The 25,533-nt window shown below is 67.4% G+C and carries 20 protein-coding genes; 11 read left to right on the forward strand and 9 right to left on the reverse strand.

Annotated elements, in window-relative coordinates; translation table 11 throughout:
- Positions 1-7 precede the first annotated feature (7 nt).
- From ACO07K_RS23890 to ACO07K_RS23900, 3 genes are all read left to right on the forward strand, one after another.
- On the forward strand, positions 8-397 hold the full coding sequence (locus ACO07K_RS23890; RefSeq protein ID WP_422032312.1) for a YciI family protein: 390 nt from the start codon (positions 8-10) through the stop codon (positions 395-397).
- Entirely contained in the window at positions 394-1,635 is a 1,242-nt protein-coding gene (locus ACO07K_RS23895; RefSeq protein WP_422032314.1) for an RNA polymerase sigma factor, read from the forward strand. The genes ACO07K_RS23890 and ACO07K_RS23895 overlap by 4 nt, the downstream gene beginning before the upstream one ends.
- A 77-nt stretch (positions 1,636-1,712) precedes the next feature.
- A complete protein-coding gene (locus tag ACO07K_RS23900) occupies positions 1,713-2,123 on the forward strand; it encodes a VOC family protein (RefSeq protein ID WP_422032316.1) in 411 nt (136 codons plus the stop codon).
- Positions 2,124-2,144: 21 nt separating this feature from the next.
- Here ACO07K_RS23900 and recQ read toward each other — a convergent pair whose 3' ends face one another.
- Positions 2,145-3,962 carry a DNA helicase RecQ gene (gene recQ, locus ACO07K_RS23905; protein ID WP_422032318.1) on the reverse strand — a complete coding sequence of 606 codons (1,818 nt, stop codon included), beginning with the start codon at positions 3,960-3,962 and terminating at the stop codon, positions 2,145-2,147.
- A 156-nt stretch (positions 3,963-4,118) separates the two neighbouring features.
- Between recQ and ACO07K_RS23910 the strand changes: the two genes are divergently transcribed.
- Together ACO07K_RS23910 and ACO07K_RS23915 are read left to right on the forward strand one after the other, a co-directional pair.
- A complete protein-coding gene (locus tag ACO07K_RS23910; protein ID WP_422032319.1) occupies positions 4,119-4,358 on the forward strand; it encodes a DUF3309 family protein in 240 nt (79 codons plus the stop codon).
- A 97-nt stretch (positions 4,359-4,455) separates the two neighbouring features.
- The gene (locus ACO07K_RS23915; RefSeq protein ID WP_298307624.1) at positions 4,456-4,590 is read left to right on the forward strand and encodes a hypothetical protein; all 135 of its coding nucleotides are present in this window, start codon (positions 4,456-4,458) and stop codon (positions 4,588-4,590) included.
- Positions 4,591-4,593: 3 nt separating this feature from the next.
- Here ACO07K_RS23915 and ACO07K_RS23920 read toward each other — a convergent pair whose 3' ends face one another.
- Positions 4,594-13,134 (reverse strand): GH36-type glycosyl hydrolase domain-containing protein, encoded by an 8,541-nt coding sequence (locus tag ACO07K_RS23920; RefSeq protein ID WP_422032321.1) that lies wholly within the window; start codon positions 13,132-13,134, stop codon positions 4,594-4,596.
- Between the two features lie 233 nt (positions 13,135-13,367).
- Here ACO07K_RS23920 and ACO07K_RS23925 point away from each other — a divergent pair, with 233 nt between their 5' ends.
- Positions 13,368-13,727: a hypothetical protein gene (locus ACO07K_RS23925; RefSeq protein ID WP_422032323.1), complete on the forward strand. Its 360-nt coding sequence runs from the start codon at positions 13,368-13,370 to the stop codon at positions 13,725-13,727.
- A 103-nt stretch (positions 13,728-13,830) separates the two neighbouring features.
- Here ACO07K_RS23925 and ACO07K_RS23930 read toward each other — a convergent pair whose 3' ends face one another.
- The 3 genes from ACO07K_RS23930 to ACO07K_RS23940 form a co-directional block, all read right to left on the reverse strand.
- Positions 13,831-14,604 (reverse strand): short-chain dehydrogenase/reductase, encoded by a 774-nt coding sequence (locus ACO07K_RS23930; protein WP_422032325.1) that lies wholly within the window; start codon positions 14,602-14,604, stop codon positions 13,831-13,833.
- Between the two features lie 171 nt (positions 14,605-14,775).
- Positions 14,776-15,666 carry an MBL fold metallo-hydrolase gene (locus tag ACO07K_RS23935; RefSeq protein WP_422032327.1) on the reverse strand — a complete coding sequence of 297 codons (891 nt, stop codon included), beginning with the start codon at positions 15,664-15,666 and terminating at the stop codon, positions 14,776-14,778.
- Positions 15,667-15,690: 24 nt separating this feature from the next.
- Positions 15,691-17,361, reverse strand: coding sequence for an SMP-30/gluconolactonase/LRE family protein (locus ACO07K_RS23940; RefSeq protein ID WP_422032329.1), 1,671 nt, complete (start codon positions 17,359-17,361; stop codon positions 15,691-15,693).
- Between the two features lie 131 nt (positions 17,362-17,492).
- On the opposite strand from ACO07K_RS23940, the gene ACO07K_RS23945 reads away from it, so the two are divergent.
- From ACO07K_RS23945 to ACO07K_RS23955, 3 genes are read left to right on the forward strand one after another with little or no spacing between them, the layout of a single operon-like run.
- The gene (locus ACO07K_RS23945) at positions 17,493-18,647 is read left to right on the forward strand and encodes a CaiB/BaiF CoA transferase family protein (RefSeq protein ID WP_422032331.1); all 1,155 of its coding nucleotides are present in this window, start codon (positions 17,493-17,495) and stop codon (positions 18,645-18,647) included.
- A 24-nt stretch (positions 18,648-18,671) separates the two neighbouring features.
- The gene (locus tag ACO07K_RS23950) at positions 18,672-19,367 is read left to right on the forward strand and encodes an EI24 domain-containing protein (RefSeq protein WP_422032333.1); all 696 of its coding nucleotides are present in this window, start codon (positions 18,672-18,674) and stop codon (positions 19,365-19,367) included.
- A gap of 9 nt (positions 19,368-19,376) precedes the next feature.
- On the forward strand, positions 19,377-19,766 hold the full coding sequence (locus ACO07K_RS23955) for a hypothetical protein (RefSeq protein WP_422032335.1): 390 nt from the start codon (positions 19,377-19,379) through the stop codon (positions 19,764-19,766).
- A gap of 5 nt (positions 19,767-19,771) precedes the next feature.
- Here ACO07K_RS23955 and ACO07K_RS23960 read toward each other — a convergent pair whose 3' ends face one another.
- On the reverse strand, positions 19,772-21,262 hold the full coding sequence (locus tag ACO07K_RS23960) for an alpha/beta fold hydrolase (RefSeq protein ID WP_422032337.1): 1,491 nt from the start codon (positions 21,260-21,262) through the stop codon (positions 19,772-19,774).
- 119 nt (positions 21,263-21,381) lie between these two features.
- Between ACO07K_RS23960 and ACO07K_RS23965 the strand changes: the two genes are divergently transcribed.
- The gene (locus ACO07K_RS23965) at positions 21,382-22,200 is read left to right on the forward strand and encodes a LytTR family DNA-binding domain-containing protein (RefSeq protein ID WP_422032339.1); all 819 of its coding nucleotides are present in this window, start codon (positions 21,382-21,384) and stop codon (positions 22,198-22,200) included.
- Between the two features lie 84 nt (positions 22,201-22,284).
- Here ACO07K_RS23965 and gtdA read toward each other — a convergent pair whose 3' ends face one another.
- Together gtdA and ACO07K_RS23975 are read right to left on the reverse strand one after the other, a co-directional pair.
- Positions 22,285-23,322 (reverse strand): gentisate 1,2-dioxygenase, encoded by a 1,038-nt coding sequence (gene gtdA, locus ACO07K_RS23970; protein ID WP_422036697.1) that lies wholly within the window; start codon positions 23,320-23,322, stop codon positions 22,285-22,287.
- Between the two features lie 13 nt (positions 23,323-23,335).
- Entirely contained in the window at positions 23,336-24,151 is an 816-nt protein-coding gene (locus ACO07K_RS23975; RefSeq protein WP_422032341.1) for a gamma-glutamyl-gamma-aminobutyrate hydrolase family protein, read from the reverse strand.
- A 164-nt stretch (positions 24,152-24,315) separates the two neighbouring features.
- On the opposite strand from ACO07K_RS23975, the gene secB reads away from it, so the two are divergent.
- A complete protein-coding gene (secB, locus tag ACO07K_RS23980) occupies positions 24,316-24,837 on the forward strand; it encodes a protein-export chaperone SecB (protein WP_422008945.1) in 522 nt (173 codons plus the stop codon).
- On the opposite strand, the gene dnaQ is transcribed toward secB, so the two are convergent.
- Positions 24,834-25,517: a DNA polymerase III subunit epsilon gene (dnaQ, locus tag ACO07K_RS23985; RefSeq protein ID WP_422032343.1), complete on the reverse strand. Its 684-nt coding sequence runs from the start codon at positions 25,515-25,517 to the stop codon at positions 24,834-24,836. The genes secB and dnaQ overlap by 4 nt on opposite strands.
- Between the last annotated feature and the right edge of the window lie 16 nt (positions 25,518-25,533).

Genomic DNA, 25,533 nt, shown 5'->3' on the forward strand with positions numbered 1-25,533 from the left:
AAGATCCATGCTCTACGCCATCCTTTGCTACAATTCCGAGGAAGCCATCGGTTCGTGGTCGAAGGACTATCACGACGAAACCATGGCCCGGCTCTATGCCGTGAACGACAAGCTCGCCCGGCAGGGGCGACTGGGACCGGTCGCCCGCCTGCTCCCGACGACGGCGGCCACGACCCTGCGCAAAGGGCGCGAGGAGATGGTGATCGACGGGCCGTTCGCGGAGACCAAGGAGCAGCTGCTCGGCTTCTACGTCATCGACTGCGCTTCGCTGGAGGAGGCACTCGACACGGCAAAGGAGCTGGCCAAGGCCAATCCCGGCACCGGCAGCTACGAGATCCGGCCGGTGGCCGAATTCCATCCCAGCCAGCTTCCTGACGAAGCCAAGCCCGCCGCATGAACGATCTCGGCTGGATCGATCCGGTTCTGGCGGCGGCCCGCCCCCGGGTGATGGGGGCGCTTCTACGCTATTTCCGGACTCTCGATACCGCCGAGGAAGCCTTCCAGGAAGCCTGCCTGCGGGCACTCAAGACGTGGCCACAGAACGGCCCGCCCCGCGATGCCGCCGCCTGGCTGATCCTGGTCGGCCGCAATGCCGCGATGGACCAAGTCCGCCGACAGGCGAAGCAAACGGAACTGCCGGACGAAGCGGTGCTGTCGGACCTCGACGACGCCGAAGCCTCGCTGGCCGACCGGCTCGACGGCGAGCACTACAAGGACGACATCCTTCGGCTGCTCTTCATCTGCTGCCATCCCGAACTGCCCGCCACACAACAGATCGCGCTGGCGCTGCGCATCGTTTGCGGCCTGTCGGTGAAGCAGATCGCCCAGGCCTTCCTGGTGGGTGAAGCCGCGATGGAGCAGCGCATCACCCGCGCCAAGGCCCGCATCGGCACTGCCGGCCTCGCCTTCGAGACACCGGGCGCACCGGAGCGCGCGGAGCGGCTCGCCGCCGTTGCGGCGATGATCTACCTGCTCTTCAACGAAGGGTACTCGTCGAGCAGCAGCCGCGAGGCCGAGGCGCGCAAGCCGCTGGCCGAGGAGGCGATCTGGCTGGGCCGCCTGTTGCTGCGCCTCTTCCCTGCCGAGCCCGAGATCATGGGCCTCACGGCGTTGATGCTGCTGCAGCGCGCGCGGGCCAAGGCCCGCTTCGACGCGGACGGCAACGTCGTCCTGCTGGAGGACCAGGATCGCAGCCTGTGGAGCCGGCCGCGCATCGCCGAGGGCCTGGCCCTGATCGACAAGGCGATGCGCCACCGCCGGCCCGGCCCCTATCAGATCCAGGCCGCCATTGCCGCCCTTCATGCCCGTGCGTCCCGCGCGGAGGACACGGACTGGGCCCAGATCGACCTGCTCTATGCCAACCTCGAGCGGCTGCAGCCGTCGCCCGTCGTGACCCTCAATCGAGCGGTCGCCGTCTCGAAGGTCCGCGGTCCGCAAGCCGCGCTCGCGATGATCGAACCGCTGGGCGCGCGGCTACAGGGCTATTTCTATTTTCATGGCGTGAAGGGCGCGCTGCTGCAGCAGCTCGAGCGCCCCCAGGAAGCCCGCGAGGCGTTCGGCCGCGCGATCGCCCTCGCCAGCACCCCCGCCGAGGCGGCGCATATCCGCCAGCATCTCGACCGGCTGTCCTGCTGAAGAAATTCCCACCTGAAGTGTCGGATGCGGGCGCGGCCGTTCGTCCTCGGCATATGACATCAGCCAAGGAGACCGTCATGACCCCTCCCGCCCAGCCGCCCGTCCTCGGGGGCCCCTGCCCCTATCTTTCGGTCAGCAATGCGGCCCAGGCGGCCGAGTTCTACGCCAACGCGCTCGGCGCCCAGGAAGTCATGCGCATGCCGCCCGACGACAAGGGCCGCTACATGCACATCCACCTGGTGATCAACGGCGGGTCGCTGATGCTGGCCGACGCCTTTCCCGAGCATGGCGCTCCTCTGGAAAAGCCCGCGGCTTTCATCCTCCATCTCCAGGTGCCCGACGTGGATGCCGCCTTCGACAAGGCGCTGAAGGCCGGGGGCACCGTCGTGCTGCCCGTCCAGGACATGTTCTGGGGCGACCGCTACGGCCAGTTCCGCGATCCGTTCGGCGTCCTGTGGTCGATGGGCGCGCCGATCAAGAAGGGCTGACCGGCGACCGCGATCGGGCCGTCAGGACGCCCGCGGCTCGATGACGGCCAGGAAGTCGGCGCCGTAGCGTTCGAGCTTGGCGTCGCCGACACCGTGGATCTCGCGCATGGCGGCCAGGGTCGAGGGCCGGTGCGTGGCCAGTTCGACCAAGGTGCGGTCGGAGAAGACGACATAGGCGGGCACGTTCTGTGCCCGCGCCAGCCGGGTGCGCAGCGTGCGCAGCGAGTCGAGAAGCCCGCTGTCGGCATCGCTCACGATCGCCGGTGCCGTGGCACGCCCGCGGCGCTCGCCTTTGGAAGTCGCCGACGCGACGATCTTGCGCAGCTCGACCGTCTGCCTGCCCTTCAGGACGGCCCAGCCCTCGTCGGTGACCCTCCAGCGCCCATGCTCCATCAGGTCCTGCGCGATGAGTCCGACGGCCGAAAGCTGGCGGAAGATCGAGCGCCAGTCGGCAGCCTTGCGGTTCTTTCCGACGCCGAAGGTCGGCAACCCGTCGTGCTTGAATTTGACGACGTTGTCGGTGAGCTCGCCGGTGAGGATGGCGACGAGATGCTCCATGCCGAAGCGTTCGCCGGTGCGGACGATGGCCGACATCGCCTTCTGCGCATCGACGGTCGCGTCGAACAGTTCGACGCCCTCGACGCAGAGATCGCAGTTGCCGCAGGGTTCGGACGCCTCGCCGAAATAGGCGAGAAGGGTCTGGCGCCGGCACCGGGGTGCCTCGGCAAGCGCCAGCAGGGCGCCCAGCCGCTGGCGCTCGATGCGCTTGCGCTCATCCGATGAATCGCTCTGCTCGATCTGCAGCCGGCGAAGCTGCATGTCGCCCAGCCCGTAGAGGGTCAGGGTATCGGCGGGCAGACCGTCACGGCCGGCGCGCCCGATCTCCTGATAGTAGGCCTCGACGTTGGACGGCAGGTCGGCGTGGCAGACGAAGCGCACGTCAGGCTTGTCGATGCCCATGCCGAAGGCGACGGTGGCCGTCATCACCAGCCCGTCTTCCTGCTGGAAGGCATCCTGGTTGGCGTCGCGCACGGCCTTGTCGAGGCCGGCGTGATAGGGCCGCGCCCGGATGCCCGCCGCCATCAGCGCTTCGGCCATCTCCTCGACCTTGCGCCGCGACGAGCAGTACACGATGCCGCTCTCTCCCCGATGCGCCTGCACGTAGGAGAGGACCTGCCGCGTCGATCGCTCCTTGGGCTTGAAGGCCAGCCTGAGGTTGGGTCGGTCGAAGCTGCGCACGAAGACGCGCGGCTCCGTGGCGAAAAGTTTCTCGACGATGTCGCCCCGGGTCGGCGCGTCGGCAGTGGCGGTGAAGGCAAGGGTCTGCAGGCGGCCGCCGATCTGGCGCGCCAGATTGCCGAGAGTCAGGTATTCGGGCCGGAAGTCGTGTCCCCATTGCGAGACACAATGTGCCTCGTCGATGGCCATCATCGTGACATGCGCCTCGGCCAGCATCTCGACCGTATCGGGCCGCGCCAACCGCTCCGGCGCCACATAGAGAAGACGCAGCTCGTCCCGGCGCAGCAGCCCCAGCACGCGGGAATTCTCCGCCGGATCGTTGCTGGAATTGAGGCTGCCGGCGGCCACGCCGGCGGCGGTGAGCGCCCGGACCTGGTCGCGCATCAGCGCGATCAAGGGCGATACCACCAGGGTGAGGCCGGGCCGGACGATCGCGGGAAGCTGATAGCAGAGCGACTTGCCGCTGCCGGTGGGCATCACCGCCAGTACGTCCTCGCCGGCCAGCACGGCGCGCACGATTTCCTCCTGGCCGGGACGGAAGGCACCGAATCCAAAAACCGACTGCAGCAGCGCTCGGGCGTTCGAGAGGGGATCGTTCATTGTTGCCGGCAACCTACCCCTGCAGGCCTGCCTGCGACCATGTGGAATGCCGTCGCTGAGGGATGGCTCAACCGCCGCCTGCGTATCGAAAAAGACCGCTCAGGAAGGAACCCGCACCTCCCGTGCTCGTTCATCCACCAACCATAGGGGGATAAAATGCTGGGACTGAGCCTCGCCGTGCTGCTGGCGGCCGTGGGCATCGCGGCATTTCCGTGCTGGCGGCACAGTGCGGGCTGGGGTTATGGCCCGAGTACGGTCGCCGGCGGGCTGCTCTTCCTGGTGGCGGCATTCACTATCGGTGATCGCGCCGTGCCGCATTCGCAGTCGGCCATGCCCGAGCGAGCCCCGTCCTTTCGCGTGCACTCGGTTGTCGCGCAGATGCAATCCCTGAACTAAGGGCACCAATCGTACTTCCTGCGACAATGCGCGTAGACTGAACCATGGCCCGACGACGCGAGGATTTTCTTCGCTTCGACGCCAGGAAGCCAATCCCATGTCCATGAAACATCGCCGCGGCAACCGCGAGACGAAGAAGCCCAAGCAGGACAAGGCAAAGGTCGTCGCGCCGACCTTTGCATCCTCCATCGCGTCCGCCGTAAAGCCGGCGGCTCCCGCCAAGCGCAAGTAGCGCTCAGCCCAGAGTTACCACGATGGTCCGCCGGGCGACCTCGTCGCCCAGGCGGATCACCGCCTTGCGGTCCGTTACCGGCTGCGTCACGCCGTCCAGCTCGACGGCGACGACACCACCGCTGACGCCCGCGGGATTGCGCACCTCGATCTCGTAGACTGACCCCCGCAGAGTAAGGGTCATCTCGAAACCCGGCCACGCTGCCGGCAGGCAGGGCGCCACCTCGAACCGGTCGCCCTTCACCCTGAGTCCGAGGATCGACTCGACGCCGGCGCGGTAAAGCCAGCCGGCCGAGCCCGTGTACCAGGTCCAGCCGCCTCGCCCGACATGCGGTGCCACCGAATAGACATCGGCTGCCACGACATAGGGCTCGACCTTGTAGCGCAGCACACCGGTGCGGGTCGCCGTGTGGTTGATCGGGTTGAGCAGTGAGAACAGCTCGTGGGCCTTGTCGCCCTCGCCCAGTGCCGCAAATCCCATGATCGACCACGCCGCGGCGTGGGTGTACTGCCCGCCATTCTCGCGAATACCCGGTGGATAGCCCTTGATGTAGCCGGGATCGAGCGGGGTCTTGTCGAACGGCGGCGTGAAGAGCAGCGCCAGGCGGTCGCCGCGATGCACGAGCATCTTGTCGAGCGACTCCATGGCCTGCGCGGCGCGCACGGGATCGGCCGCGCCGGAGATCGCGGCCCATGACTGGGCGATGGAATCGATGCGACACTCCTCGCTCGTGGCCGAGCCCAGGGGTGTGCCGTCGTCGTAATAGCCGCGACGGTACCAGGCGCCGTCCCAGGCCTCGCGGTGGAGCGCCGCCTTCAGCGCCTCGGCATGTGCGATCCAGCTGGCCGCCCGTTGCGCTTCGCCCCGACGTTCGGCAATCGGCGCGAATGCGAGCAGAGCCGCGTACAGGAACCAGCCCAGCCAGACGCTCTCGCCTCGCCCCGCCTCGCCCACGCGGTTCATGCCGTCGTTCCAGTCGCCGGTGCCGATCAGCGGCAGCCCGTGCGCGCCGGTGGCCAGACTGTGATCGAGGCCGCGGGCGCAATGCTCGAACAGCGACGCGGTCTCGTCCGCTTGTTCGGGCTGGAAGTAGAGATCGTGCTCGCCCTCGCGCAGCGCCGGACCATCGAGGAAGGAAACGGGCTCGTCGAGGATCGCGGTATCACCGGTGGTCTCGACGTAATGCGCAGCAACGGTGGCGAGCCATGCGCGGTCGTCCGAGATGCGCGTGCGGACACCCTGGCCCGCGATCGGGAACCACCAGTGCTGGACATCGCCCTCGACGAACTGGCGAGACGCCGCACGCAGGATGTGGGCGCGCGCCAGTGCAGGGGCCGGCACGGAGAGCGACATCGCATCCTGGAGCTGGTCGCGGAAGCCATAGGCGCCGCTCGCCTGATAGAAGGCCGAACGGGCCCAGTAGCGGCAGGCCAGTGACTGGTAGAGCAGCCAGCCGTTCAACAGAATGTCGGTCGCGGGGTCGGGGGTCTTCACCTGCACGGTGCTCAGGACACCGTCCCAGAAGCCCACCGCCTCGCGATGCACGGCGGCCAGATCGGCGGCCCTGTACCGCGCGATCAGCGCGCGCGCCTCGGCCTCGTCGGCCGCCTGCCCCAGAAAACAGACGACCTCGTTCACGCCACCCGGCTTCAGGTCTATGGCGGTCTGCAAGGCGGCGCAGGGATCGAGGCCGGCGCCGAGACGTTGCGACAGCGGCAGATCGGCGCTAAGCGCGGCAGGCCTCTCCGTGCTGCCGTTGCGACCGATGAATTCGACGCGATCGCCCGTCCACGCAGTCTGGCGCCCGGAGAGATCGGCAAACGCGACACGGCCGCCATGATGGAGATTCCATCGGTTGCGCGCGAAGATCGCGCCGGTCTCGCCGTCCCGCTCGGTGACGACCGTGGGACCGGAGGCGCCGCGGGCAAGACCGAGAACCCATTCGACATAGGCCGTGACCGAGAGCCGACGCGGCCGATCGGAAATGTTGCGAACCGTGAGGCGCGATATCTTGAGGGAATCGCCCAAGGGGACATATTGCAGCAAGTCGAGCGCGATGCCGTTGGCCACCAGCTCGAACCGGCTGTAGCCGCGGCCGTGTCGCACGATATAGGTGGCCTGTTCGAGCCGTACCGGCCGCGCCGTCGGCGTCCACACCTCTCCACTGTCGAGATCGCGTACATAGAATGCCTCGCCCGGCCGGTCGACGACCGGATCGTTGGACCAGGGGGTGAGCTGGTTGTCGCGGCTGTTCTGCGACCAGGTATAGCCGCCGCCGTCGGCCGCCACCTGGAAGCCGAAGGACGCATTCGAGACGACGTTGATCCAGGGCGCCGGCGTCGACTGGCCGGGGCCGAGTACCGTGACATACTCCCGGCCATTCGGTGAGAAGCCGCCGAGGCCGTTGAAGAACTGCAGCGCGCCCAGCGCCACCGGCTGTGGCGGCAATGGCTTCGCCCCGCGATCCGCGACAATGGCGCGACGCAGCGGTGGCGCCACGCCCCGAGGCGACTTGAGGCGGTCGAGGTGATCCGACAGGCTGCCGCGCCCGCCCCGCAGCACCACGCGGGCCAGGGCAAGCAGGAGGGCGCGTGTCTCGGTCGAGATCAGGTCGGTGCGCAGGACGAAGACGGCGCCTGGAACGTTTTCGACCCCGAGATGGGTCCGGGACCGGCTGGCGCGAACCAGGGTCTCCAGCATCGACTGGAGATCCTGCACATAGGAGGTGCTTCGCTCGTTCAGGATCACGAGATCGACCGACAGGCCCTTCAGTTGCCAGTATTCGCGTGCGCGCAACAGCTCGCGCACGATACCCGTGTCCTCGATCTCCTCGACCCGTACCAGAACGATCGGCAGATCCCCGGAAATACCCTGCGACCACAGGGTCGGCGGTGCGGCCAGGCCGCGCCGGATCGCGTCGGGCGACGAGCGCAGCGCCGGATTGGCGTAGAGCACGTGCCCCGCCAGACGTTGGAAATAGCTCGCCTCGACCGCACCGATGTCGAGATGGCGAAGCTGAACCTGCGCCTGCGTCCAGGCGAGCGTCGTGGCGCGGGTGAAAGCATTGACGTCGAGATGACGGTCGATCGCGTCGAGCAACGCTTCGCGTGACGATGCGACCACCGTCCAGTAGGCGATGCGCGCCATGCCGCCCGCGGGCACCTGCAGACGCCGACGAAGCGCAAAGACCGGATCGAGGACCGACCCGACCGTGCCGGACAGCCGTCGACCGTCGGTCGCCGCGACGGCATCGCCGATCTCGTTGCCGCGACCGATGAAACGAGCGCGATCCGTCTCGACCTCGATCCCGCCCACAGCCACACCTTCCACCACCGCCAGGTGAGCCGCCCACAGTTCGGGCTCGTCCGGCCCGCGGCGCCGTCGCGTGGCCAGCAGGGCGCCGGTGGCCGGCAGATATTCGGTGTGTACGAACATCTTGGAAAACGCCTGGTGCGCCGCATCCGCGCCGCGCGGTGCCAGCACGATCTCCGAATAGGACGTCAGCTCGACGGTACGTGGCAGGTTGCCGCCATTGGTCAGCGTGACGCGCCTGACCTCCGCGTCGTCTTCCGGAGAGACGACGACATCGAGGCTGGTGACCAGCGTACCATCGTGGCGCACGAACTCGGCACGATCCTCCGCGAACATCACTTCGTAGCGATCGGGGGGCTGCTCGCACGGCTGGGCTGTGGCCGACCAGACTGCGCCCGTCTCGACATCGCGCAGAAAGATGTAGCTCCCCCAGTCGTCGCGCGTCGTGTCCTCGCGCCACCGGGTCACTGCCTGGGTGCCCCATTGACTGTAGCCGGAGCCCGCCGCCGTCAGCATGACCGAGTATCGTCCGTTCGACAGGAGATGCACCGAGGGGCTGGCGGCGTGCGGATTGCGCAGGCGCCGTACCAGCGCCGGCTCGGCATCTCTTGCCAGCGCGCTGGCGCCGACTTCCTCGGCGCGCGGATGGGCGACCGCGACATCGCGCGGCGCGCGTTCCTGCAGCAGCAGCTCCGTCGCCTGCACGCCCGGCTCGGCGTGAAAGCGTGACCGCATCACGCCGTCGAGCAAGGCGTTGGCGATGGCCACCACCGTCATGCCCTGGTGGTGGGCCATATAGGCCCGCACCACCGCATGCCCTTCGCCGTCCGGAAGACGCGAGGGCGTAAAATCGAGCGCCTCGTAGAAGCCGTAGCGGCCACGCGCGCCGAAGGCGGCCAGCCGTCCAAAATTCGTGGCCGCCGCCGCGGGATCGACCATGGCGGCCAGGCCGGTCGCGTAGGGCGCAATGACCAGGTTCTCACTCAGGCCGCGCTTGAAGCCGAGGCCGGGCACGCCGAAATTCGAGTACTGGTAGGTGAACTCCTTGTCGCGCGCATTGTAGGCCGACTCCGAGATCCCCCACGGCAGGCCGAGTTCGGTCGCGTACTGAACCTGGCGGCCGACGACCAGACGGTTGGTCCTTTCGAGCAGGCTGCCGAGCGGCGCCCGCATCACCAGCGACGGCATCAGATATTCGAACATCGATCCCGACCAAGAGACCAGCGCCGCGCTGTGGGCGACGGGCGTCACCTCACGGCCGAGCCGAAACCAGTGTCGCGCCGGAATGTCGCCCGCCGCGATCGCGACGAAGCTCGCCAGCCGCGCCTCGGAGGCAAGAAGGTCGTAGCAATTGACGTCGAGTCGGTCTTCGGCGACCAGGAAGCCGATCGACAACAGGCGGCGGCGCTCGTCGAACAGGAAATCGAACTCCATGGCGCCCGCCATGGCGCGCGCGGATGTCTCGATCGTGAGCAGGCGGCGGACCAGATCGCCGGTCGTTCCGTCGGCGGAGGCGTCGCGATGATGGCTGGCAACGGTGCGGTGAGCCGCCTCGATCCAGAACAGCATGTCGGCGCTCTCCGGATCGGCGCGCTCGCTTGCAAGCGTGCGCGCGAGGTCGACGGCCGTCTCCGCCATCGATAGCGCCGTTTCGAGGCGGACTGGTGCCTCGGACAAGGCCGCCGCCAGCCCATCGAACGCGCGAACGAGCTCGGGCCGGGTGACGAGATGGGTGCGACGGTCGTCCGACAGCGCGGTCAGCGCCTCGCGGGCGAGATCGAGACTGTCGGAGGCGCCACGCGCGCCATCGGGCCTCGCGGCGCCTGGTGTGCGCCAGGCGCCACAGGCATTGGCGAGCGCGATCAGGTGTCCGGCGAGGTTGCCGCTGTCCACCGTCGAAACGTAGCGCGGCTCGAGGGCGCGCAGGTCACTCGTGTCGTACCAGTTGAAGAAATGTCCGCGAAACCGCTGCAGCCTCTCCATCGTCGCGAGAGTGGCTTCAAGACGCTCCACCGCCTCGGCGGTGCCGATCCAGCCGAACTCGCGCGCAGCGGCCGTCGAGAGAAGCAGCAATCCCAGATTGGTCGGTGACGTGCGATGCGCCACGACGGGCGTTGGTGCCTCCTGGAAATTGTCCGGCGGCAGCATGTTGTCCGCCTCCGTGACGAAGGTCTCGAAGAAGCGCCACGTCTGACGCGCAATGAGGCGCAGCGAAGCCGCCTCGGCGGACTTGATTCGGAGGCTGCCGGCGTCGCGAGGCGGACGGCTCACCCAGTCGGCGACCGCGGGCGCCAGCAGCCAGGCCAGCACGAAGGGCGCGGCAACGGGCATCGCCGCGGCGCCCGCCAGCCAGACCACGGAAGCGGCGACGAGCGCGACCACGACGCTTCCCGCCATCTTGCCATAGAGGCCAGGCCATCGGGCCCGCACGCTCTGCTTGGATTGCGCTGCAGTGATCCATTCGAGGAGACGGCGATGGCTGATCACGAGCCGGAACAACGTCCGGCCGATCGCGTCGGCCATCAGCCAGGCATGGTGACCCAGGAAGATGACGAGCAAGGCAGTCTGCAAGGCCGCCGACACGACGTCGTTCCACAGCGCATCGAGATGACTGCGGGTCGTGATCTTCGCATGTCGCGGGAACAGGGCCGCAATCGCCGGCAGGAGCGTGGGCAGCGCAATGACCAGCAGCACGAAGCCCGTCCAGACCAGCGCGGCCGCGAGGGGCAGTGTCCAACCCGCCAGCAAGCCCAAGACAGCCGCCGGCGCCGACAGCGTGCGACGCAGATTGTCGAACATCTTCCAGAAGCCGATCGCAGGCAGGAACTCGCTCCGCGCGCCGGGGGCCGTCGACTTCACGATCCCCAGCATCCAGGGCAGGAGCTGCCAATCGCCCCTCGCCCAGCGATGCTGGCGTGCCGCCGCCACGTCGTACCGCGCGGGAAACTCCTCGATGACCTCGATATCGGAGGCGAGGCCCGAGCGCGCGAAGGTTCCTTCGAAGAGATCGTGGCTCAGCATCATGCTGTCGGGAACGCGCCCTCGCAGCGATGCCTCGAACGCGTCGATGTCGTAGATGCCCTTGCCCGAATAGGAGCCCTCTCCGAACAGGTCCTGATAGACGTCCGACACCGCCGAGGCGTAGGGGTCGATACCGCTGTTGTTGGAAAAGACGCGTTGGAACCGCGAGCCCTCGGCGCCGACCGGGAGCGAGGGTGTGACGCGCGGCTGGAGCACGCCATAGCCTTCGACCACGCGGCGCCGCCCCGCGTCCAACCGCGGCCGGTTCAGCGGATGGGCCATCTTGCCGACCAGCCGCACGATCGCGTCGCGCGGCAGGCGCGTATCGGAATCGAGCGTCACGACGTAGCGCACATCCGCGGGCAGCACCCGGCTGGCATCCGGTGCGGCGACGAAAGTCGTTCCCGTCGAGCCGCGCAGCAGATGGTTGAGCTCGTGCAGCTTGCCGCGCTTGCGCTCCCAACCGATCCAGGCGCCCTGCGCCTCGTTCCACCCGCGCCGGCGATGAAGCAGGAAGAACCGATCGCCCCCCTCTTCCGCCGGATAACGGCGGTTGAGGCGCGCGATCCCCTCGACCGCGGTCGCGAGCAGGGCCGCGTCCTCCGGCATCGATTCGGCGGTCGCATCCGTCCAGTCCGACAGGAGGGCAAAATGGATGGCACCGGCCGGGTTGGAAAGATGGTGCACCTCGAGAGTCTCGATCTGCTCTTCGATCGCCGCCTGCGTCGTCAGAAGGGTGGGAATCGCCACGACCGTCCGCAGATGCGCCGGCACGCCGTCGCGCAGCTCGAGGCTGGGCAGCAGCGTGGCGCCAAAGCCTCCGGTGATCAGCCGGTTGACCAGCAGGAGCGCCGCATCCACGGCGGGCAACAGACCGGCGACAGCCATCCCGAGAAGCGGAAGGCCCTGTAACCCAAGCAGTGACAGGCCCAGCAGGGGAAGCAGAAGCACGAGACCGGCCGTGACGGCAACGCCCCCGGCATAACCCGCAAGACCACTCCGCAGGAACCGCCGTCGCACACTCAAGCCCTTGTCGCGGAAGCCGACCGATCGTTCGAATGCCCTGCGACCGCTGCCGATCAGATGATAACCCGGCTCGCGTTGGCGTCCGTCTCCGTCGTCATCGACCGGACAGCCCGCCGCGACGGCCAGCGCGCGCCGTGCGATCTCCGGTTCGTCGAGGGCGGTGCCGCGCGCGATCTGCTCGATGGCGGTGCGATAGAGATTGCGAGTCGCGAAATCCATGTCGACGAACACGCCGCCCGTGCGCAGCAAATCATCGACAGGACTCACCTCCTCGAAGAGCGTTGCCCAATCGACGTCGGAGACCAGCCGCATGCTGGTGATGATGTTGCGGACCGTCACGTTGGTCGCGCCCTGCAACTGATGCTCGCGCCGCACGAGCTCGTCGGCGCTCGTGCCATCGCGCGCCAGGCGCTTCTCGAGCCAGCCGACGGCCGGGGTTGTTTCGGGATCCTGATCGCGCAGGCGATGGACGAGCTGGACGGCGAAGCCTTCGGAAAAGCCTTCGCGGTCATAAGGCTGTAGAGCCGCGGGGTCCGCGACGTGATCTTTCAGCCCCAAGAGCCGATCGGCGACGAGATCAGCCTGCTCGCGCTCCGTGCGCCGGTTGACGATGCGGCTGGCCGAACGCCGCAGGTTCTCGATCAGGACGATGCGGAGCGTGATGGCGACGGCCCACAACTCGCCGATGGTGAGCGGTTGGACCGTTTGGTACGCGCGCACGAAGCGGGCGAGTGTCTCGGGATCGAAGCGACTGTCGGTGTGCGCCACGAAGGCCCAGGCCAGTCCGAACACCCGGGGATAGCCCGACAGCGGTCCCTCGCTGAGCTTGGCAAGCTGTCGATAGTAGCCGGGGGGAAGGTCGGTCCGGACCTCCCGGACCTGCTGCTCCACGAGATGGAAGTTGTCGAGGAGCCACTCGGCGGCAGGTGTGACCGTCCGGCCGGTATCGACCGCTGCCGCGATCGAACGATAGGCCTCCAACAGGACGCGCTCATTGTCGCGCAGACGGACGACGAGCGACTTGCCTGCGGTCAACCCAGCATGGACAGGTTGGCTGGCCGCCAGACTTTGGGCGTGCTGCTCCAGTCGCTCGATCCCGAACAGCTCGCTGCGGATGGCGTCTTCGTCTTCCCGAATAGCAGGGGGCCGCGCGCGCCCGAAGGCGCGCCACGCGAACAATTTCAAGGATGTCGGCCTTTCCGGCAAAGGCGCGCATACAACGCAAAAAGGCGTTCCGCACGCTCATGAAGCGCCCCTCGTCCGGCGGAGGTCGCTACGAGGATCTATTCTACAGCAGATGACGGGTGGCGACGAATCGCACCCACAGGGTGAATGCGCCCGGTCGTTTGCAGTTCCGGGGGACTATTGATTCCGGTTTTGCTATCGCTTTTCCGGACATCATCACGGGAGACCGATCAATGCTTCGCCTTGCCACCCTGGCCGCCGCTGCCGTCCTCGCCACCTCGGCAGCCCTTCCCGCCTGGGCACTCGACTGCCCCAAGCCGCAGCCGATGGCCAAGCCCGGTATCCTGAAGGAGACTCCCGCCCAGATGACGGCGGTCGGCAAGCAGCTCGCGAGCGGCGACACCTTCAACGCGATCGCCTCGGCGACCGCTGATCTCCGCATCCGCTATCCCGGCGTCGAGAGCGCCGAGGTGGTGAACTATCTGGTCACCGCCTACTGCCCGGCCGTGGCGGCCGACAGCAAGCTCAGCGAAGCCCAGAAGAAATCGGCCGTCGACGGCTTCGCCGCCCAGGTGATGCGCCAGGTCTACTAGGCTGAGCGAAGCTCAGCTCCAGGAGCGGCAGGCCGCGGCTTGATTACATGCCGCTAAGCCTCAGGCAATGTCCGAGAGCGCCGAAGCAAGAGCGACCACCCGACTAATGGCGGGCCGCCTGGCCGCCATCGAGGGTCATGACCACGCCGCTGATGTAGCTGGCGCGGTCGGAGGCAAGGAATACGGCGAGGTCGGCGACCTCGTCGGGCTCGGCGGCACGGCCGAACGGCATGTGCTTCGTCAGCTCCGCCCAGCGCTCGTGATCGCCGAACTTCTGTTCGGCCTGGGCGCGTAACCGCGTGAGCATGCGGTCGGTTCGGGTGGCCGGCGGGTTGATCCCCACGACGCGCACCCCGTGATCGACGCTCTTCGATCCCACTGCGCGGGTGAAGGCCATGATACCGGCGTTACCCATGGTGCCGGCGACGTAGTCGTAGTTGAAGCTCTCCCCGGCGAGCCCGATCACGTTCACGACGACACCCGCCTTGCGCGCGTACATCTTCTCCAGCATGGCGCGCGTGGCGTTCACGTAGCCGAACACCTTGAGATCCCAGGCCTCGCGCCACTTGGGCTCGGTCATGCCAAAGAGGTCGCCCTGCGGGATGGCGCCGGCATTGTTCACCAGAATGTCGGCATGGCCGACCGCCTCGACGATGCGGCGCGCGGTGTCGCCGTCCGAGAAATCGGCCGGGTGGATCTCGACCGGCACATTATGACGGGCGCGGATCTTCTCCCGTGCCGCCTCGAGCGACTCCTTCGACCGCGAGGCGATGTGCACCGTGCAGCCTTCGGCCGCGAATCCCATGGCGCAGGCGAAGCCGATGCCCCGGCTGCCGCCGGTGATCAGCACGGTCTTGCCCGTCAGCTTCAGGTCCATTGGTCGTTCCCCCTTGGCAGGCTGTAGAAATGGCTTTTTGCAGGTGCCGGCGGACACCGACCCGTCAACGGTACCAGGATACCTACTTCAGGGGTGCGACCCCCGCTTCGTTTGTTTCGTTTATTTCGTTTGTTTCGTTTATTTGCCGGACTCGGGTTTTTCAACCGCTTGTCAGAGCCGGTAGACACTGTCGATGGCTGCCCGCCCATCCTCGGTCTTGACCCGTCCGTCCTTCACCATCTGGACGAGATGGGCCAGCATCGAGCGGCCGGCCGCCGGGTGCAGATGGACCGGCGTGTCGGCGTAGTTCTTGGCGACCATCTGGGGAACGGTCTGCGGACCGTCTTTGAGACGGGCGATGATCTGCGCCTCGCGGGCCAGCCTGTGCTCGATATAGGCCTGCACGAACGGGTTGGGATCGCGGATCTCGGCGCCGTGGGTCGGAATGTAGAGGCTCTCGTCGCGCGGCAGCAGCTTGCGCAACGAGGCGAAGTAGTCGGCCATGTTGCCGTCGGGCGGCGAGATCACCGCCGTCGACCAGCCCATCACATGGTCGCCCGAGAGCAGCGCCTTGTCCTCCTTCACCGCGAAGCAGAGATGGTTGGAGATGTGCCCCGGCGTATGAACCGCCTCGACGTTCCAACCGTCGCCCTGGATCACGTCGCCATCGTTCAGCTTCACGTCGGGGGCGAAGGAGAAATCGCCCTCCTGCTCCGCGGTCACGCCTTCGGGCGTCGGATGCGGGCCGTAGCTGTAGACCTTGGCGCCGGTCGCCTTGGCCAGCGCCGGCGTGGCCGGCACGTGATCGATATGGGTGTGCGTCACCAGGATGTGCGTCACCGTCTCGCCGCGCAGCGCGCGCAGGACAGCGTCGATGTGCTCCTGCTGATCGGGGCCGGGATCGACGACCGCCACGTTGCCATGGCCGATGATGTAGGTGCCGGTGCCCTTGAAGGTGAAGGGGTTCGGGTTGTTGGCGACGACCCTTCGGATCAGCGGCGTCACTTCCATCGCCGTGCCGTAGTCGAACTTGAAGTCCCTGATGAACGGAATACCGGCCATGGCAGCCTCTTTGGAGTGCGCCGACTACGGCGGCGTCAATTTATAGAGCGAGTTCCGGATATCGGCGCTGACATAGACGATGCCCGTGCGCCCGACCGCAACACCCGTGGGCACCAGCGCCGGCGGCCCGCCCGGGAACGGCGCCAGCCCGATGTCGAGGTTCGAGGCGATCACCGTCTTCGCACCCGTCGCGGGATCGATGGCGACGACACGCTTCTGGCCGACCTCGGCGACGTAGAGCCGCCCGTCCGGACCAAGGTCGATGCCCTCGGGGCCGGTGAGATTGTCGGCCACCACCTTGCGTGTCCCGGTCGTGACGTTGATCTCTGTGACGGCGCCGGCCGAGATCTCGGTGATGTAGATGAGCGGGCCCGAGCCGTGGACCATGGCGACGGGACCGCGCAGCTCCTTCATCACGGTGCTGCGCTCCTTGCCGTCGGCGCTCACCTTCACGAGGTTGCCGCTCGCCAGCTCCGCCACGTACATCGTGCCGTCGGCGAACTCCACCGCATCGACCGGCGCGGCGAACTCGCCGAGCGTCGCCGTCACCTTGCCGGTCTTGCGATCCACCTTCTCGACGGTGTTCGAGAACCAGCTCGAGAGCAGCACGCTTTTCGGCCCGACCGAGATGCCGATCGGATAGGCGTGCGTCTCGCCGTGCACGCGCAACACGTCGGTCACGTCGCCGTTGGCGCCGTCCACCTTGCGATAGCTGAACACGTCGGCCACGTGCACCGTGTCCTTGCCGCCCTCACTGGTCACCGCGAGGTCGGTCGGAACCGCGAGCTTGCCTTCGACGATGGTGCGATGTGCGCCGGTCTGCTTGTCGACCAGATAGACGCCGTTGTCGGTCATCGAGGTGACGAACAGGCGCCCGCGCGAATCGAAGGCGAGATTGTCGAGGCCGGGCTTCATCGAGGCCACGAGCTTCTTGGCCTTGCTGGTGAGGCTCACGCTCCAGATGCCGCCCGTACCGGTATCGACGACATAGAGATTGTCGCGATTCTGCGGATCGATGTTGGCGGCGGCCGGGATCTTGAAGCCCGAGGCGATGACTTCGCTGGCCCCGGTCTCGAGATTCACCTTCACGATCTCGCCCTTGAACCAGAGCGGTCCGTAGAGGAAGCCATCGTCCTTGTGGACCTCGAAGCCGTTGAGACCGCCCAGCTTCTCGGCGATGCGGCGCAGTTCGTTACGCGCCAGCGGCTTGAAGTCGGGCTTGTCGACGTTCTTGATGTCGATCTCGTAGAGCGCGTCGCCGAGGAAGACTTCGGAGACGAACAGTCGCCCATCCTTGCCGAACGCAAGCGAATTGGGACCGTTCAGCCCCTGGGCGACCTCGATGGTCTTGCCGTTGGGCTTGCGCACATAGACCTTGCCGATCAGGAACGCCGTCCAGGCCATGGTCCCGTCCTCGGCGAAGGCGATGTCGTCGGCCATGCCGGTCGGCGGATCGATCACGCGGTCGACTTCGCCTGAGTCGACCTGGACGCGGTACAGCGTCTGGCCGATCACGGAACCAGCGAACAGCTGGTCGTCCTTGTTGAAGGCGAGCCCGTGCACGCCATGGAACCAGGAGCCCGGCACCAGGAACTGCTGGCTGTACTCCTTGGGCGGCGGCGCTTCGGCCTGCTGCGCCAGCGCGCCACCGGTTATGCCGAACGCAATCACCGCCGACGCGACAATGCGGCCCAACCCCATCCCGTTTCCTCCGACCGTCCCACTCGCGGCGCGGACTTTAGACCGCGTGACGGGTTTTGTAACGCCGAACCCTTCGGCTACCATCAGGGTTCGACAGAAGAACGCTCATTCTGCAGGAGGAAACAATGGCGGGTCCGCTCACTGGACTGACGATCGTCGAGCTGGCCGGGATCGGTCCGGGCCCGATGTGCTCGATGATGCTGGGCGACATGGGGGCCGACGTGATCCGGGTCGACCGCACCAAGGCGCACGTCATGGACCGGTTGGCCGACCCGAAGTTCGCGGTGCACAACAGGAGCCGCCGGTCGGTTTCCGTCGATCTGCAGAGCAAGGCGGGCGTCGAGGTCGTTCTGCGCCTGATCGAGAAGGCCGACGGCATGACCGAGCCGTTCCGCCCCGGCGTCGCCGAGCGGCTGGGGCTCGGCCCCGATGTCTGCCTCGCGCGCAATCCCAAGCTGGTCTACGGCCGCATGACCGGCTGGGGCCAGGAGGGCCCGCTCGCCAAGGCGGCCGGCCACGACATCAACTACATCGCCCTGACCGGCGCGCTGCATGCCATCGGCGGCAAGGACAAGCCGGTGCCGCCGCTCAATCTCGTGGGCGATTTCGGCGGCGGCGGCATGCTGCTGGCCTTTGGCATGGTATGCGGCCTGCTCGAGGCCCAGCGCTCCGGCAAGGGCCAGGTGGTCGATGCCGCCATGGTCGACGGAACGGCGCTGCTGCTGGGCGCACTCTATGGCATGACCGGCGCCGGCCTGTGGAACGCCGAAGAGCGCGAGGGCAACCTGCTGGACGGCGGCGCGCACTTCTACGGGACCTACGAAACCAAGGACCGCAAGCACGTCTCCATCGGCTCGATCGAGCCGCAGTTCTATGCGCTACTGCTCGAGAAGACCGGCCTGAAGGACGAGCCGCTGCCGGCGCAGATGGATCGCAAGGCCTGGGGCCAGCTCAAGGAGCGGCTGGACACCATCTTCAAGACCAAGACGCGCGACGAATGGTGCGCAATCATGGAAGGCACGGACATCTGCTTCGCCCCGGTGCTGACCATGAAGGAAGCGGCGCATCATCCGCACGCCAAGGCGCGCAACGCCTATGTCGACGTAGCCGGCTTCCCGCAGCCCGCCGCCGCGCCGCGCTTCTCGCGCACCAAGGAAGGCGTGAAGGGTCCCGCGGCCAGGCGCGGCCAGCACACCGACGAGATCCTGGGCGAGCGTGGTTTCTCCGCCAAGGAGATCGAGGAGCTCAAGGCCGCCGGCGTCGTCGGCCCGCAGGCCTGACGTCACCAGCTTGATGGGCAGCCCATGATCCGTGCCTTCGAACTTGCGGTGCAGCAGCTGGGCGATCCCAAGCTGCGCGTCATCGTCTGGCAGTCGCTGGCACTGTCGCTGGTGCTGCAGATCGCGCTGGGCGTCCTGGCCTGGTGGGCGCTGCAGTCGTTTGCGACCTTTGAGTGGTCGTGGGTGAACGAGACGATCCGCTGGCTGGGCGGCGGCGCGGTCGCTGTCCTGGCGCTGATGCTGTTTCCGGCGAGCTTCGGCATCGTCATCTCGGTCTTCATGGAGCGGATCGCCGACATCGTCGAAGCACGGCACTATCCGCAGCTGGGGCCGGCGCGCGGCATCCCGCTGTGGACCGGGCTGTGGTCGGGCATCGTGTTCCTGTTCACCCTGCTGGCAATCAACCTGGTGATGCTGCCCTTCTATGTGGTGGCGCTGTTCGTTGCCGGGCTGGGCGCCGTGCTGTTCTACGGCGTCAACGGCTGGCTGGCGGGGCGCGAATATTACGAGCAGGTCGCGCTGCGCCGGCGCGATCCGGCGGAGGTCAAGGTCTGGCGCAAAGCCAATGTCGGAACCCTCTGGCTCACCGGCATCCTCATCGTCTTCCTGGGCACCATCCCGATCCTGAACCTGATCGTCCCGGTGCTCGGCATGGCGATGATGGTGCACATCGCCCAGTCGCTGAAGCCGCCCCTTAACCGGCCGACCGGGCCGCGTTAGAGTAAGTCCATGAGATCTGCATTTGGGGCACTCGCGGCCATCCTTCTGCTGGGTGGCTGCCAGACGGGCGGCACCCAGGAATATTCGCTGGGCGCCGGAGAGAAAGGCGTCTTCAGCTCGCGCAACGCCGGCTCGCCGATCCCCGCCGACCGCATCAAGGGTCTCGACGAGGCCCAACTGGTCGCCCTGTTCGGCGCCCCGCAGCTCGATCGCAAGGACGGAACGGCCCGCGTGCTGCGCTACAAGTCGGACGCCTGCACCCTCTTCATCTCGATGTACCAGCGCGACGGGCAGCCGTTCCGTGCCGAATTCGCCGACGCCTACGACACCCAGCTTCGGCCGCTGCCGCCCGACCAGTGCGCCGGTTCCGTGGCGGCACAGAAGAAGCGCGTCGCCTGATGGCCTCAGGTCCCGCTCTCGCCTGAGAGCTGCCGCCAGAGAGAGGCGACAGAGGCGCAGGCCCTTTGCTGCGCGATCATGTCGAGATGGCCGAGGCCCGGCACCACCTCCACCGAAATACGCGGATTGAGTTCCTTGAGCAGCGGCGCGTACAGCTCGGCGCGAAACAATTCGTCGTCCGCCCCGACGGCGACGATGGTGGGCCGGTCGATGCGCGCAATCTCGCTCCGCCAACCGCGACTGAGCTGAAGGCCCGCGGCGAGCCGGAAGGAATAGACCGGCGTGCGATTCTCGCTCGGCCCCGACGCGGTGGCAAAGCGCACGACCGGCAGTCCCTGGAACCACGGCAGGCCGAAGCCATCGAGGATCGTGAGCGCGACCACGCGCGGCACCGCCACGCTCGCCCAGCCGCCGGAAGCCGGCCGCGTGGTGGGTGAGTCCTGTGCAATGAAGGGCGAGATCGCGAGATAGGCATCGAAGGCCTGCCGGTTGGCGCCGCTCGCCGCGCGCAGCACGAAGCCGCCGCCGGACGAGAAGCCGATCAGCGTCTTGTGGATCTTGAGATCGGTGAGGCCCACCGCCTTTACGAAATCCATGAGATCATCGTCGAGCTGGTCGCGATACGACGTGTCGCCATTGGCCGTGCCGCTGCCGCCATGACCGCGCAGGCTGATCGAATAGACCGTTGCGCCCGCGGCCTGCAGCGCCTGAGCCGACTTGTGCATCGAGATGTTGGTGCCCGACGAGCCATGGATCAGCACGACGGCGCGGTCCGCCCGCGCCGGATAGACACGATAGGCAAGCGGGGCACCGTCGCGCGCCATCACGCGCTGCACGGGAGGAAGCTCGGCCATGTTCCAGGTCGACAGGCCCGGCAGGGAATCGCCCGCGAGCAGACGCGGCAATTCACCGGGACTGCTGAAGGCAATGATACCGCCGAGGCCCGCGGCCACGGTCAGCAGGAACATCGCAGGCGCCCAACGGAGCCGCCGGACCCAGCGGCCGGACCGGCTGCCGACCCCGGCCAGCCAGCCGATGCCGAGGCCGGCCACGAAGCCACCGACACCGCCGGCCAGGGCGATCCACGACGGGTCGGCCTTGAGAGCCGGCGCCATCCCGAAGACGACCCCCAGCGCGTAGCGCACGGCGAAGATCGAGAGGCCGAAGACCAGCATGAACCAGCCGCCGGCAATCTCCAGGCGGCCATCGTCGAGGCGGCGCACGGTACGGCGCCGACCCAGCAGGGTGCCGAGCGGCAGCGCGACCGCCAACGCCGCCAGCCAGGCGACCAGGGCAAGCGCTGGCTGGACGGCCTGGCCCATGCCGACGAAGGACAGGATCAGCCCGACGACCGGCAGGATCGCCAGCCGCCATAGCGGCAGGATCCGGGAGCGCAGGCCGAGCACCCCCAGCCAGACGACGAGCACCATCAACGGCCACACCCAGAGCGGGGTGTTCGTGACGATCTGGAAGACGACCTGTAACGGGGACGACATGAGAGGCTCCGGCAGAAACGGCGGTGCCCTCACCTTCCGTGCAGAGTGGACCCCGATCCATCGTCGCTGCGTGGAAGTGCTGGCGTTTTTCGCGATCTGCCGTCATTCATCCGTTCACGATGCGCGAATCGCCTTACGTTCGGTCGCTCCCGTACCAGCTGCTGCCGGTGCTCGGCGTTGCCGTCGTCCTGGCCGTTCTCGGACCGTTTGGCACCTACCAGCGCATGGACCTGGTGCAGCGGCTGGCGCATTTCGGAATCATCGGCGGCCTGAGCTGGATCCAGGTCGTCCTGCTTGCCGCCTGGTTCGGCACCATCGAGCCGATCGACCGATGGCCGGTGGCCGGCCGCATGACTCTGGTCGGCCTGCTCGCGGCGGTACCCAGCACCTTCGAAGTCATCGCCGTCCATTCCTGGCTCGTGCGGCCCATTCCGCTGTCGCTGGCGCCGACGCTCTATCCGGAGAATGCCTTCCTGACGGTGATCGTCTCGATAATGATCGGCCTGTTCGTCGAGCAGCGCCTGCGCGCCAAGGCCGACGCCGAGCGCGAGCGCGTGGCCGCCCTACCCGCGCCGGCCGCCGCGGAACCGGGCGCAGCGCCACCTGCCCAGCCCGACTTCCTGCGCCGCATCCCGCCCGCTTTGGGTCGCGACTTGCTGGCACTGGAAATGGAGGACCACTACCTCCGCATCCATACTGCATTGGGCAGCGACCTGGTGCTGATGCGCCTGCGCGACGCGCTGGCGGAGCTGGGGCCTGAACGCGGCCGGCAGGTTCATCGCTCCTGGTGGGTGGCAGAGGGCGCGGTCGCCTCGGTGGATCGAAGCGCCGGCCGGCTCGTCCTGATCCTGCGCAACGGCCTGCCCGTGCCGGTCAGCAAGACCTACCGAGACCGCGTCAAGGAAGCGGGCTGGCTTAGCAGTACTTTGTCATCCTGAGCGAAGCGAAGGATCTCGCATCCGCTACGGAGTGCTTCGGTCGATCCGTCAGGTCCTTCGCTTCGCTCAGGACGACAGTTAACCTCACTCCCCGCCGCGATCCTCGCGCCACAGGTCGAGCTTCTCCTGGATCGGACGATCGGAGAAGGAGAACAGGACGGCGTCGCTGTCGGCGCGATGCTCGACCTTGGCCCAACTGGGCACGACGAAATGATCGCGCTTCTTCCAGCGCATCACCGTGTCGCCGATCCGGCTTTCGCCCTCACCCTCAACCACCGAGAACACCGTGCCGTCGGTGCTGCGATAGGGCGCCGTCGCAAAGCCCTTCGGCAGGAGCTGCATGAAGGTGCCCATGGTGGCGATCGGTGCGCCGCCGTTCGCCGGATTGACGTAGCGCAGCTTGTAGCCGTGGCAGGGATCGGCTGCGCCGGCCCTGGCCAGCCCTTCGAGCGCTTCGCGGGTGCGCGCATAGGGATAGTTGAAGATCGGCGAGGTCTGCTTCGCCGGCTTCCAGTCCACGGGCAGGAGGCCGCTCGCATACTTCGCGTCGGACGTGCCCTGCGGCGTCGTCACCACCTGCTCGTCGCTCTCGCCGGTCTCGGCGAAGCCTGCGTTGAACATCGCCACGAGCGGGATATCGAGCCCATCCAGCCATACCATCGGCCTGGACGAATCGTTGCCGTGATCGTGCCAGGTCCAGGTCGGGGTGATGACGAAGTCGCCCTCGTGCATGATCGTGCGCTCACCGTCGACCGCCGTATAGGCGCCTTCGCCTTCGACGATGAAGCGCAGGGCCGACTGGGTGTGGCGATGGCTGGGCGCCACCTCGCCCGGCAGGATGAGCTGCAGGCCGGCATAGAGGGTCGGCGTGATGCAGGCGCTGCCCGCCATCGCCGGATTCTCGAGGATCAGCACCCGCCGCACCGCTTCCTTGGCGGTGATGAGGGCGCCCGACTCCATCAGGAACGGCCGCACCTTGTCGTAGTCCCAATGCGCGGCCTGGTATTTCGGCGCGGGCCGGGGCGGCACGAGCTGGTGCAGCGATTCCCAGAGCGGCGCCATCGAAAGCCCGCCGATGCGCTCGTAGAAGTCGCGCCGCGCGTTGTTGCCCGTGGTCGGCAAGGACACTGAGTGCCTACTCGGCGGCGCGCAGCAGCGGGGTCGACCGCGCCGCCAGGCGTTCCCGGCAGGCGGCGGAGAAGGCATCGAAGAGCTTCATCGAGACCGGGTTCTCGAGCGCCTTGTATTCGGGGTGCCATTGCAGCGCGAGCACGAAGCCCGGTGCATCGGGCACGCTCAGCGCCTCGACCTGCCCGTCCTCGCAGCAGGTCGCCTCGATGCGCGCGCGTGGCGCCAGCACGTCGACGCCCTGGCCGTGCAGCGAATTCACCTTCACGCGGCGGGTCCCCAGCAGGTTCTGCAGCATCCCGCCTTCGGCGATGTCGATGTCGTGCGCCGGCGCATAGTTCACGTCCATATCGGGAGACTTGGGCGAGCGATGATCGCGCCGTCCCTCGACCTCGTGCACGTGCTGATGTAGCGAGCCGCCCAGCGCGACGTTGACCTCCTGCAGCCCCCGGCAGATCGCAAACAGCGGTACGCCGCGGTCGATCGTGTGCCGGATCAGCGGCAGTGTCGTCGAATCGCGGGCGGAGTCGTGCAGCGTGCCCTCGCGGCTCTCCTTGCCATAGTGATGCGGCTCGACATTCGAGGGGCTGCCGGTCAACAGCACGCCGTCGAGACTGTCGAGCAGCCGGTCCATGGCTTGGATGAAGCCGGGCTCGTCGTCGAATTCCGGGCCGATGGCGGGGATCAGGACGGGCAGGCCGCCGACGGCGCGGAGCGCCGCCTGGACGTATTTCTCGCCGACCGTGTGATGCCAGCCGCCCCGGCCGTTCTCCTTGAGGCAGGCGGAAACACCGATCAGGGGGCGTGAAGAACTGCGAATCATGGGAGGCCGAGGCGTGCAAATATCGGGGAAGGTATTTTCACTGCTGTCCCGTGCGTTGGCAATCGGCCGGCGACCGCGGGTGCCCCCCAGCTTGTGCAGTGCAGCCCTGCATGGTACCGCCGCGCCGCAGCAAACTTTTGTCCAAGACGACTGGAAAGAGCGCCATGACGACTACCCCTCCGCCGTCCGCCCCGCCCGCCGGCCAGACCGCCCAGGCCGGTCCCGCCGCCCCCCTTACGATGCACGGCCAGTACATCAAGGATTTCAGCTTCGAGAACCCGCGCGCGCCGCAGAGCCTGATCGAGCAGACTCAGCCGCAGCTCACGCTGAACGTGCAGGTCGCCAATCGTCAGTTCGACGCCAAGACCTTCGAAGTGTCGCTCACGATCGAGGCCTCCGCGCATACGCCGGAAAAAGAGCCGTTGTTCATGCTCGAGCTGGTCTATGGCGGCACCGTCACGCTGGGCGATATTCCCCAGGAGGCTTTCGGCCCGATGCTCTTCATCGAGACGCCGCGTCTGCTCTTCCCGTTCGCGCGTGCCATCGTGGCCAATGCCACGCGGGAGGCGGGCTTCCCGCCGCTCAACATCGCACCGGTCGATTTCGTGGCGCTCTACCGCCAGCAGCTCGAAGCCAACGGCGGCCAGGCGCCCGGCATGCCCGCCGGTCCGGTCGGCCACGCCTAAGCGTCGACCTTCAGCCAAAGCGGATCGCTGATCTTCTTCAGAAACTCGATATGTGCGGCGAGCTCGGCCGGGCTTGCCGCATGCGGCCGGGGCGGCCGGATGGGCCGGCTCTGGTCGACCAGGCCGGTGAGGCCCGCCGCCGCCATCTCGGGCGCGAGACCCAGATCGCGCTGCCGGCCGCCGCTCAGCTCCAGATAGACTTCCGCCAGCAGCTCCGAATCGAGCAAGGCGCCATGTTTGGCGCGCTTGGTATTGTCGACGCCGAAGCGATCGCACAGGGCGTCGAGGCTGGCCCGCTGACCCGGGAACTTGCGGCGCGCCAGCGAGACGGTGTCGACATAGTCGTTCGCCAGCTTCGGCTTGCCGACGCGCGCGAACTCGGCGTTGAGAAAGCCCAGGTCGAATTGCGCATTGTGGATGACGAGCTGGGCGTCCCCCAGGAACGCCAGCAGTTCGTCGGCCTTGTCGGCGAACAAGGGCTTGTCGGCGAGGAACTCGTCGCTGAGGCCGTGCACTTCCTGCGCCCCGGCCGGCATCGGCATCTCGGGATTGAGGTAGAGCTGCAGCGAACGGCCGGTCGCCACCAGGTTCACGAGCTCGATGCAGCCGATCTCGACGACGCGATGGCCGGCAAGGGGATCGAGGCCCGTGGTCTCGGTATCGAGGACGACTTCACGCATCCCGCTCTTGTAGCCC

Origin of the sequence: Reyranella sp. (assembly GCF_965228225.1) — a bacterium.
In the GTDB taxonomy this organism is placed as follows: domain Bacteria; phylum Pseudomonadota; class Alphaproteobacteria; order Reyranellales; family Reyranellaceae; genus Reyranella.